This is a genomic window from Bacillus cereus group sp. BfR-BA-01356, assembly GCF_022663635.1.
Classification (GTDB): Bacteria; Bacillota; Bacilli; order Bacillales; family Bacillaceae_G; genus Bacillus_A; species Bacillus_A cereus.
Genome location: NZ_JAKUFX010000174.1, coordinates 1 through 9,799, shown reverse-complemented (window position 1 = coordinate 9,799; position 9,799 = coordinate 1). Strand labels below are relative to the sequence as shown.

The following is a 9,799-nucleotide window of genomic DNA, read 5'->3' as shown; positions in this document are numbered from 1 at the left end:
CCATCGTTTTCAGAAAAAATTAAAGAACCTGAGTCCATACGAATATCGAACTCAGGCTTCTTAACTATGCGTTTTAATTACTGTCTACTTGACAGGGGTCAGTACATTAAGGATACGGCTTTCTCTTATTTTTGACTCGTACGAGCTGAAATGCTAATTGCTCTATCTGTTGCTTTGGCAGCTTCATCTAACGCTTCTTTACTATTCTTCCCGTCATACATCGCTTCTAATGCTTTTACAACTGCATCTCGTGATTCTGGGAATACACTAATTAAAGCCCCTTGTGTTGCTGGAGATTGCTTCGTCGCTTGCAATTGATCTACTGTTACTTTCAACTGTGGATATTTTTCATATTGCTCTTTTACTAATGGCTCATTATATGCATCTGGATTAATTGAGAAATAACCTGTTGCAGTATGCCATTTTGCTTGTACGTCTGGCTTCGTTAAATATTTCATAAAGTCCCAAGCACCTTGTTGCGTTTCTTCTGAAACCATATTCGTCATCCATAATGATGCTCCACCAATAACAACACCATTTTGTTTCGAATCCTCTGGATACGGAATATATGAAACACCTACATTAAACTTAGATGCATCGATTAAATCACGAACACCTGCTGAAGAATCTAAATACATAGCAACTTGTCCAGACTGGAACGCGGCACGAATATCATCCCAACTTGCTCCATACTTTCCAAGGGCGCCAGCTTTATTTAAATCATCTAACATTCCAAATACTTTCTGTCCTTCTTTACCGTTGAATACCGCCTTCTTTGCAGCATCTTTACGGCCGTTTTCGTTATCTACATATAAAGCACCTTGTGTCGCTAACAATTCTTCAAAGAACCAACCGTAGTTAAGCATGGAGAATCCATATTGTTTTACATTTCCGCCTTCTTTAATCGTTAACTTTTTCGCTGCTTCTTGTAATTCCGCATATGTTTTTGGAGCTTTCTCTGGATCTAAGCCCGCCTTTGCGAAAGCATCTTTATTATAAATTAATACTGGTGTAGATGAATTAAATGGCATAGAATACATTTTTCCATCAACTGAATAATAATTTGTAATTGCTTTTTCTAATTTTGACGTATCGTACTTATCTTTTTTTATCCAGCTATCAATTGGTGTGATTTTTTTACTATCAATCATATATTTCGTTGTAATTTCACTCGATTGAACAAGAGCTGACGCTTCTTTCGTTGCAGACATCGTTCTAAATTTCGTTAAAGACTCTTCATATGTCCCTTGGAACTCTGCCTTTATCTCATATTTATTTTGCGACTTATTATAGTCTGCAACAAGACCATCTAATACTCCTTGTGTTTTTCCACCCATCGCATGCCAGAAGCGAATTACAATTTTATCACCATTTTTTTCAACCGGTGCTACTTTTGCCTGTGCTTCAGGTTTTCCCTCTGTTTTACTATTTGAACAAGCTGCACTAGATAATGCCATTGTTGCTACCATTAATAGAGCAGCACCTTTTTTAACTAGACTCATTTAAATCCCACCTTCTCTTAGTTATTTAATTGCACCTTTTGTTAATCCTTGTTGTAATTGCTTTTGCCCTAAAAATAGTAAAATCAATGTTGGAATAACGATAACCGTAACACCGGCCATTACGCTTCCCCAATCAGTTGCAACTTCTTGAGACTGAAGCTGCTTTACACCGATTTGCACTGTTCTTACTTTTTCATCAGTGGTCACTAAAAGTGGCCATAAATACATATTCCATGTTGTTAAAAAGCTATATACTCCAAGCGTAATAAAACTCGTTTTACAATACGGTATTACAACGCTGAATAAAAATCTTATATTTCCAATCCCTTCAATAAAAGCAGCTTCTTTCAGTTCATTCGGGAGTGTCATAAAATGTTGGCGTAACAAGAAAATACCGAAAGCTGTTGCAAAAAACGGCACTGTCATCCCGGCGAAACTATTGATCCAGCCAAAGTTTTGAATCGTTAAAAAGTTAGGCACCATCGTTGCTTCCCACGGAATAAGCATCGTTGAAATAAACAGGAAGAAAATTAAGTTTCTCCCTTTAAACTGAAGAAAAACAAAAGCATAAGCTGCTAAACTTGATACGATAAGTTGTCCAATCATAACGACTGTCGATACAATTAAACTGTTATATAAGTATGTAAAAAGCGGTACTTTTTGAAAAATATTAATGAAATTATCAAAAGTAAACTGGGTCGGAAATAACCTTCTCATTTGAATATCGTCTGGTGTCATAAAGCTTATTAAAAATGCATACAGTACAGGAAAAAATACCATCACTGCACTAATAATGAGTAGCATGTATAATAGGAAATTTTGTTTCCACTGTTTAACAATCATTTATAATGCACCTTTCTCTCAGCAAACTTAAATTGAAGTAATGTAGCAACGAAAATGAAAACAAATAATACCATCGCTTGTGCACTCGCTGTTCCAAATTGATGATTCACAAACGCCTCTTTGTAAATCGAGTACACAATTAAATTCGTTGCATCATTTGGTCCACCGTGCGTTAAAATATCAATTTGTCCAAAGCTTTGGAACGCACTAATTAATGTTACTGTTACAATAAAGAATAAAGTTGGTGATAGCATCGGTAATGTAACACGGCGAAGCTTATATAAATAACTAGCGCCATCTATAGATGCACTCTCATATAAAGACGTATCAATATTTTGTAAACCACCTAATATAACTAAAAATGCAAAACCTGTATTCACCCAAACTGTTGTAACTGATACAGAGAATAGTGCCCAGTCCGGACTCGTTAACCATGCGATTGCAGGAAGGTTCATAGAGGCTAATATATTATTAAATAATCCTACACTTGGATGAAATAAAAATAGCCAAATCACTGCACTAGCAGCTACTGATATTCCCATCGTCGAAGAAAACAGAACTCGGAATAACCCAATACCTCTTACCTTTCCATTTGCAATCAATGCAAGAAACAAAGCAAATATAATACTCGTAGGAACTGTATATAAAACAAATAATAAAGTTGATTTTATACTTTTGTAGAAGGCTGGATCAGAGAATAAATATTGATAATTTTCTAAGCCAACGAAAAGATTAGCTTCTCCATGTATATCGGTTAAATAAAAACTATAATAAATCGTCCTAAACAATGGATAGAACAGAAAAATCGAAAATAGCAAAATAGATGGCGCCAAAAACAATAATCCTATTCTTAAATCTTTCGTTCTCTCCCATAATTTTTTCTTTTTTGACACCTTTGTTTGAACTGGTAACTTACTTACTTCGATCATTATTTCGCCACCACTTTCAACTCTTCTTCAGCTACCACTTTTAAGCGTTCATTCGTGTTTTCGTTAAAGAAGCATAACTTTTCTTGCGAGAATAATAATTTTACTTTGTCACCTTTGTTCAGGAGTAACTGTCCGATAACTTTCGCACTCCAAGTTGTTCCATTTACCGCAAAGTTCAATATAGATTCATTCCCTAATACTTCTACAGATTGCAACGTCACTTCTTGTCCCTCCTCAGACAGTGCAATATGCTCAGGGCGCATGCCTATGCGAATTGTTCCTTCTGGTAATTGCTTTAACTGTCTAATAGGTAATGGAATTTGCAATTGTCCTATATGCAATACACCTTTTTCTTTATTTACTTCCCCATCATTTATATTCATAGAAGGAGAACCTATAAAGCTTGCAACAAATTCGTTTGCTGGTTCGTTATATATGTTAAGTGGTGTTCCAACTTGCTGTATACTTCCTTTATTTAAAACCATGATACGATCACCCATAGTCATCGCTTCTATTTGATCGTGGGTAACGTAAATCATCGTAATTCCTAATCGCTGCTGAATTTCTCTAATTTCAATTCTCATTTGCGCACGTAATTTCGCATCCAAATTCGAAAGTGGTTCATCCATTAAACAGATTGGCGCTTGACTCACAATTGCCCTGGCAAGTGCAACACGCTGTCTTTGTCCGCCTGATAATTGGCCTGGTTTCATTTTCACATACTCTTTCAGTCCTACCATTTCAATAGCTTCCATTAATCGCTTTTGTCGCTCTTCTTTTTGTACTTTTCTTACCTTAAGTCCAAATAAAATATTTTCTTCTACAGATAAGTGTGGATATAATGCATAATTTTGAAATACCATTGATAGATTACGGTCTTTCGGCTCTAGATCATTTGCAACACGTTCATTAATAATTAAATCTCCTGAAGAAATCTCTTCTAAGCCAGCGATCATTCGTAATAATGTGCTTTTCCCGCATCCCGAAGGTCCAACTAAAACAAAAAATTCACCCTTCTTAATATGAACCGATACGCCTTTAACCGCTGTCTCTTCTGCATTTTTATATACCTTTGAAACATTTTTCAATTCAATCACAAGGTTGCACTCCTTTTTTCTTCTTGTATCCATACTTCATAATGACTTGTTGAAATCGCACTTGCTCCTGCACGAATTGCAATTTCCGCATCTTCTCGCGTTTGAATCAGCCCTCCTGCAATAATAGGAAACTCTATTTCCTCTACTAGTTGCTTAATAATAGAAGGCATAATCCCCGGCATAATCTCTACTGCATTTGGTTTAGTCGTTTTACAATTTTCAATTGATTTAGTAAGAGATAAAGTATCTACAATAAAAATACGTTGAATTGTTTTCAATCCAATTTTATTAGCATTTCGAATTGTTGAACCCTTTGTTGAAATAATACCTTGTGCCCCGATAACATCTTGAATATACAAAAGCGCTTCCTCTGTATTCGTATTTAAGCCTTGTATAAAATCACAATGAAGAAATACATCATGTCCATGTTTCTGCAATTCATATACACGCTCTGGTAATTCCAGCATTGAACCAGTCATAAGAAAAACTGTTTTCGGCAATTTTTTGTATGCTTTGTATCCTTTCCAATCCTTTATCATCGCAATATAAGGTTCTTTAAACATTTATTCCACCTAACTGTTCTATTTTTATCCAAACTAAAAACACCTACTTACATAGAACGCCTTTCTCCTTATTTGAACTCTAGGGAATAGAGCACACCTAAGAAAGTGGCACATTATATGTAAGTGGGTGTTCTCAAATGTTCTCTACCCTAGTTATTTTGTTACCTTTACTATATTACGCATTTATTAAGTCAGTTTTGATAGATTGTTAATTAGGTGTTAATCGAATGTTAATATTCACCATATCATTATTTACATTAATCTAGATATTAAAATATAAATAAATAGAACGAAACAATACTTAAAATTCAATCAATATGTAAATTCATTCCATAGTTAATGATTTTTAGTTTGCTTGCCACTGCTTGCAAACTAAAGTTATCCCAAGCAGTACTATAAAGTGGAATGCGCCTTTTCTCTTGTATTGATATGGCCTAGGCTGTAACAACATCAGTACCATATCCGTTCCCTTGAAACTCAGCTAAAGTTTCCACACTTGCCTCAGCAGCTACGGGCGTACTTCTGGCACTGCAACAAACAGAAACTACTTTTTCATTTTTTACAATTGCCAAATAAGGTTGCCTCCTTATTTACTCCATTTACCATCCATTCATAATCTATTTTTCATGTTCAAAATAAAAATCCCATTCAAATACACATTACTGAATCCATCATACTAACTGATTTCTTCATTCTGTCTATCTAAATGGGATTATTTTTCGTTTTTTACTCTACTGGTTGTTGTGGCTGTACTACTTCATTCGCTCCAGCTACCCTCAACATATTTACAATATCTTTAAAACCTCTTTTTTCAGCGTATTGCAGTGGTGTCAGATGTTCCTTGTTAGCCATGTTTACATCTGCACCGTGATCAATAAGTAATTGAATTACTTTCTTATGGTTTTCACTACCATTTCCTAATACAATTGCTTCTAATAACGCTGTTCCACCACGTTCATTTTTATAATTCACATCAATATCTGTATGCTCTAATAATTCTTTAACAACCTCTACATGGCCACGCTCAGATGCAGAAATAAGTGCTGTCCCACCTGACCTAGTCGTTTCTTTCGTATTAACTCCTGCATTAATTAATACTTTTACAATATCCGTATATCCTTCTCTACTTGCATAAAGAAGTGGATTACTTTTTTTCTCATCTTTAATTTCAATATTAGCACCTGCACCAATTAATGCTTTAACTGTCTCTACATGATTTTGGTACGTCGCTGCAAGGACAGGCGTTTCTCCGTTGTCACCTTCTACGTTTATATTCGCTCCATCCTGAATCAACTTCATAGCTGTCTCTGTGTCTCCAAGAGTAGCTGAAAGTAACAACTGTTTGTCCATTAAATTTATACTTTTCTCTTCTTTAGATTCTTCCTGTTCTTTATGCTTCTCTTTTTTCTTCTCATTTTTCACATGAACCGGTTTCGATTCTGGTTCTTCTTGCTTATCGCAAGCCACTACCGTCATTAAAAGTCCTAATAAAATACATAATAAAATTTTTTGTTTTCTCACAACTACAGCTCCTATGAAAGATAATGTTTTCTTAACCATTCCTCCATCACATACAATAACTCTTCTTGAGTACATTTATCCATAAGCCCTTTAGATTCCTTCTTTAATCGGATTATCTTAAGCTTATACTATGTTTCTCAACCTATTGAAATGATACGCCTGATGGCCCCATCATTAACATTATGAAGCAATTAGTTTAGCACGTTTTTACCGCATTTGTATACATTTCTAAAAAGTACATAAAGTGAAACTTTAATTAGTGGGGGTTTTGTTCATCCACCACTAATTATTAGCCCACACCAGTTGGGCTTTTACGGGCAGCCCGACTCCACCTAACTTCTTTGCTTTCACTAAATTTTGAGGTGGGGATCTTACCGCCCGTTAATGCGGGATAAATGATTGCTTTAGGTTACTATATTCCATTGTAACCGTTCTTCTAAAAATTTTACACCTTTTCTATATTTGCACCTGAGTAATAATAGAAAAAGACAACTATATAGTTGTCTTTTTCTATTATTAATGATGTCCACCATGATTTCCTGCCTTCGGTTTCCCCATCATCTCTTTATTCATTTCCCATTTATGCTCTGCTAGCTCTTTATACGAAAGAACTTTCCCCTTATAGTTAGATACAAAGCTCTCTGCATCTTTTTTATTTTTAAATGAGATGACATTATAAGCCATCGGTGTCGTTATTGTTTTATCATATACGTAAGTAGCGTCTTCTAACGAAATCCAATCTTTCGAATCATAATCTCGGACAAATTTCTCTTTCGTCTTTTCATCTGAGTTGATCTCCATCCATTTATACATACAACCGATATCATCAAACTTTAACGCTTTTCCATTTTCTAAAATAATTTCTGTTGCAAATTGATTATCTGTTACCCCAATTTGGCAAATATCACATTTATCATGTTTCTCATCAATGGCAACAGCTGCTGTTTCCTTTTTCCCACACCCGACTACCGTAAATACGAAACATAAACATATAGCAAGTACGACATATTTTACTTTCATCAATATTCCTCCCTAGAAACCGTATACTCCACGAAAAGAATACCAAAAGGTTGTGTGAGATTTGTGAAAAAACAATGTGCTTTTTGTAATATAGGAAACAAAAAAAGATGTGTAGTTATTTCTACACATCTCTCATCACTCGCAACCTGTAATTAACAAATCATCTTCTAATTTAACTAATAATGTATCCGCACTAATTTCCTGTCCAACTTCTACATTTACCAATCTTATATTTCCACTAATCCCGACTGCAATTTTTTTAAGCTCACCGTCATTTTTTCGGATCATCAGTAATTTTTCCCATTCATATACGTAAGAAGATTCATTAATAAAAATCTCCTCTACTTTTCCTTCATAAGAGCTATAAATCTCTTCAATTCTCGTTTTCATATAACATCTACTCCCTATTTCACACTTCACTATTTTCATCTTATTCTACCATTCTTACGAGAAGCAGCTTACTTTTTAAAAATTCAAATTAACTACCGTGAACAAAATGAACAAAATAAAAATTATGCTTCTAATGATGTTATTTTTCAAATTATTTACCATTTGAATAGATGCTTTTATTATAAATAAAAAACCTTTTTCTGAATTTTTATTCTATTTTGAAAGCGCAATCATTCTTTTAAGGGGGAAATTACATGTTAGCACTACTTGGATTTGCGATGGTATTTGTCTTTATGTTTTTAATTATGACGAAACGTATGTCAGCGCTAGTAGCATTAATATTAATTCCGAGTGTTTTTGCATTAATTGGCGGATTCTATGCCAATATGGGGCCTATGATGTTAGAGGGGATTCAAAAATTAGCACCTACTGGTATTATGCTTATGTTCGCTATTTTATATTTTGGGATTATGATTGATAGCGGTTTATTCGATCCTGTCATTAGTAAGATTTTAAAATTTGTAAAAGGAGATCCTTTAAAAATCGTTGTCGGAACGGCTATATTGACTATTATCGTTTCTCTAGATGGTGATGGTACAACAACATACATGATTACAGTTTCCGCAATGTATCCACTATATAAGCGCCTTGGAATGAACCCCCTCATATTAGCTGGAGTTGTTATGTTAGGGGCAGGGGTAACAAATCTTACACCTTGGGGTGGACCGACAGCTCGTGTTATGAGCGCACTTGGACTTGAGGCTTCCGAATTATTTACACCTCTTATTCCAGGAATGATTGCTGGTGCAATTTGGGTTGTTTTCGTTGCCTACTATCTTGGAAAAAAAGAAAGAAAACGTTTAGGAATTATGGATGTACAGTATTTAAAACAAATGCAAACAATGGATGAGCAAGCTGCAACTGTCGAAGCAGCAGTGCATAAACGCCCTAAACTTCTATGGATTAACTTTTTATTAACCGCCACATTACTTGTCTGTCTCATACTAGAAGTTATGCCGTTACCTGTTTTATTTACAGTCGCTTTTGCTATCGCTGTTATGATTAACTATCCAAACTTAGAGCAACAGAAAGAACGTATTGCTTCTCATGCTGGGAATGTATTAGCAGTTGTTTCTCTCGTATTTGCTGCCGGTATTTTCACTGGTATTTTATCTGGAACAAAAATGGTAGATGCAATGGCTAACAGTGTAGTAACTCTTATACCAGATGCACTTGGACCACAATTGCCAATTATTACAGCACTTCTCAGTATGCCATTCACATTTTTCATGTCTAATGATGCATTTTACTTCGGGGTATTACCTATTTTGACGAAAGCTGCTGCTACTTACGGAATTAGTGCAGCTGAAATGGGGCGTGCTTCCTTACTTGGGCAACCCGTTCACTTATTAAGTCCTCTTGTCGCTTCCACTTATTTATTGGTCGGAATGGCAAAAGTTGATTTCGGTGAACATCAACGCTTCACTTTATTATGGGCCGTTGGAACGACAATGGTTATGTTAATTACCGGAATTGTAATTGGGATTATTCCAATATAAGATGCAAAAAAAAACAGTAGAAGGAATAAAATCCTCTACTGTTTTTTATTATGAAGAAACAAGAAAATAACGTCTCTCCGGTCTCCCAACACTTCCATATATTAGCTCTGCGTGGACTTTCTTCCCAGATATCAAATACTCTAAATAACGCCTTGCAGTTGATCGGCTTACGCCTACCATTGAACTTAGCACCTCTGCTGTAATCCCTTCTTCATTAACTGTTAACATATGTTTTTTTATTTTTGCTAAAGTTAAGGGGTCTATCCCATCCCTATCAAGCTAATAGTTTTAATTACCCCATAACGAAATTTTTAGCATCGTTAACTATTGATAATGATAGGTTATGTTAATAAAAATTGTATGGGTGATATATCA

At 35.1% G+C, this 9,799-nt stretch carries 9 protein-coding genes and 2 pseudogenes; 1 reads left to right on the top strand and 10 read right to left on the bottom strand.

What is annotated here, in order from left to right; all coding sequences use genetic code 11:
• Positions 1–125: 125 nt before the first annotated feature.
• The 9 genes and pseudogenes from MR168_RS30475 to MR168_RS30435 all read right to left on the bottom strand — a co-directional run bounded on the left by MR168_RS30475 (position 126) and on the right by MR168_RS30435 (position 7,865).
• Positions 126–1,502 carry an ABC transporter substrate-binding protein gene (locus MR168_RS30475; protein WP_086412410.1) on the bottom strand — a complete coding sequence of 459 codons (1,377 nt, stop codon included), beginning with the start codon at positions 1,500–1,502 and terminating at the stop codon, positions 126–128.
• A gap of 21 nt (positions 1,503–1,523) precedes the next feature.
• Positions 1,524–2,345: a carbohydrate ABC transporter permease gene (locus tag MR168_RS30470; RefSeq protein ID WP_000635946.1), complete on the bottom strand. Its 822-nt coding sequence runs from the start codon at positions 2,343–2,345 to the stop codon at positions 1,524–1,526.
• The gene (locus MR168_RS30465; RefSeq protein WP_000573797.1) at positions 2,342–3,274 is read right to left on the bottom strand and encodes a carbohydrate ABC transporter permease; all 933 of its coding nucleotides are present in this window, start codon (positions 3,272–3,274) and stop codon (positions 2,342–2,344) included. The genes MR168_RS30470 and MR168_RS30465 overlap by 4 nt, the downstream gene beginning before the upstream one ends.
• On the bottom strand, positions 3,274–4,371 hold the full coding sequence (locus MR168_RS30460) for an ABC transporter ATP-binding protein (RefSeq protein WP_140159402.1): 1,098 nt from the start codon (positions 4,369–4,371) through the stop codon (positions 3,274–3,276). The genes MR168_RS30465 and MR168_RS30460 overlap by 1 nt, the downstream gene beginning before the upstream one ends.
• A complete protein-coding gene (locus tag MR168_RS30455; protein WP_000472003.1) occupies positions 4,368–4,934 on the bottom strand; it encodes a glycerol-3-phosphate responsive antiterminator in 567 nt (188 codons plus the stop codon). Before MR168_RS30455 ends, MR168_RS30460 begins: the two co-directional genes overlap by 4 nt.
• 308 nt (positions 4,935–5,242) lie before the next feature.
• Positions 5,243–5,518: pseudogene (locus tag MR168_RS30450) on the bottom strand (GNAT family N-acetyltransferase); the annotation flags it as partial.
• A gap of 142 nt (positions 5,519–5,660) precedes the next feature.
• Entirely contained in the window at positions 5,661–6,530 is an 870-nt protein-coding gene (locus MR168_RS30445; protein ID WP_000287336.1) for an ankyrin repeat domain-containing protein, read from the bottom strand.
• 441 nt (positions 6,531–6,971) lie between these two features.
• Positions 6,972–7,475 carry a nitrous oxide reductase accessory protein NosL gene (locus tag MR168_RS30440; RefSeq protein WP_000865665.1) on the bottom strand — a complete coding sequence of 168 codons (504 nt, stop codon included), beginning with the start codon at positions 7,473–7,475 and terminating at the stop codon, positions 6,972–6,974.
• 135 nt (positions 7,476–7,610) lie between these two features.
• On the bottom strand, positions 7,611–7,865 hold the full coding sequence (locus MR168_RS30435; RefSeq protein WP_000857376.1) for a hypothetical protein: 255 nt from the start codon (positions 7,863–7,865) through the stop codon (positions 7,611–7,613).
• A gap of 254 nt (positions 7,866–8,119) precedes the next feature.
• On the opposite strand from MR168_RS30435, the gene MR168_RS30430 reads away from it, so the two are divergent.
• Positions 8,120–9,424 carry a CitMHS family transporter gene (locus MR168_RS30430; protein ID WP_000880474.1) on the top strand — a complete coding sequence of 435 codons (1,305 nt, stop codon included), beginning with the start codon at positions 8,120–8,122 and terminating at the stop codon, positions 9,422–9,424.
• A 48-nt stretch (positions 9,425–9,472) separates the two neighbouring features.
• Here MR168_RS30430 and MR168_RS30425 read toward each other — a convergent pair.
• Positions 9,473–9,691, bottom strand: a pseudogene (locus tag MR168_RS30425) (response regulator); the annotation flags it as partial.
• Between the last annotated feature and the right edge of the window lie 108 nt (positions 9,692–9,799).

What these genes read in the sequence shown, in the direction of transcription:
- MR168_RS30475 (WP_086412410.1), bottom strand. Translation starts at nt 1,502, where the DNA reads ATGAGTCTAGTTAAAAAAGGTGCTGCTCTATTAATGGTAGCAACAATG.
- MR168_RS30470 (WP_000635946.1), bottom strand. Translation starts at nt 2,345, where the DNA reads ATGATTGTTAAACAGTGGAAACAAAATTTCCTATTATACATGCTACTC.
- MR168_RS30465 (WP_000573797.1), bottom strand. Translation starts at nt 3,274, where the DNA reads ATGATCGAAGTAAGTAAGTTACCAGTTCAAACAAAGGTGTCAAAAAAG.
- MR168_RS30455 (WP_000472003.1), bottom strand. Translation starts at nt 4,934, where the DNA reads ATGTTTAAAGAACCTTATATTGCGATGATAAAGGATTGGAAAGGATAC.
- MR168_RS30445 (WP_000287336.1), bottom strand. Translation starts at nt 6,530, where the DNA reads ATGTACTCAAGAAGAGTTATTGTATGTGATGGAGGAATGGTTAAGAAA.
- MR168_RS30440 (WP_000865665.1), bottom strand. Translation starts at nt 7,475, where the DNA reads ATGAAAGTAAAATATGTCGTACTTGCTATATGTTTATGTTTCGTATTT.
- MR168_RS30435 (WP_000857376.1), bottom strand. Translation starts at nt 7,865, where the DNA reads ATGAAAACGAGAATTGAAGAGATTTATAGCTCTTATGAAGGAAAAGTA.
- MR168_RS30430 (WP_000880474.1), top strand. Translation starts at nt 8,120, where the DNA reads ATGTTAGCACTACTTGGATTTGCGATGGTATTTGTCTTTATGTTTTTA.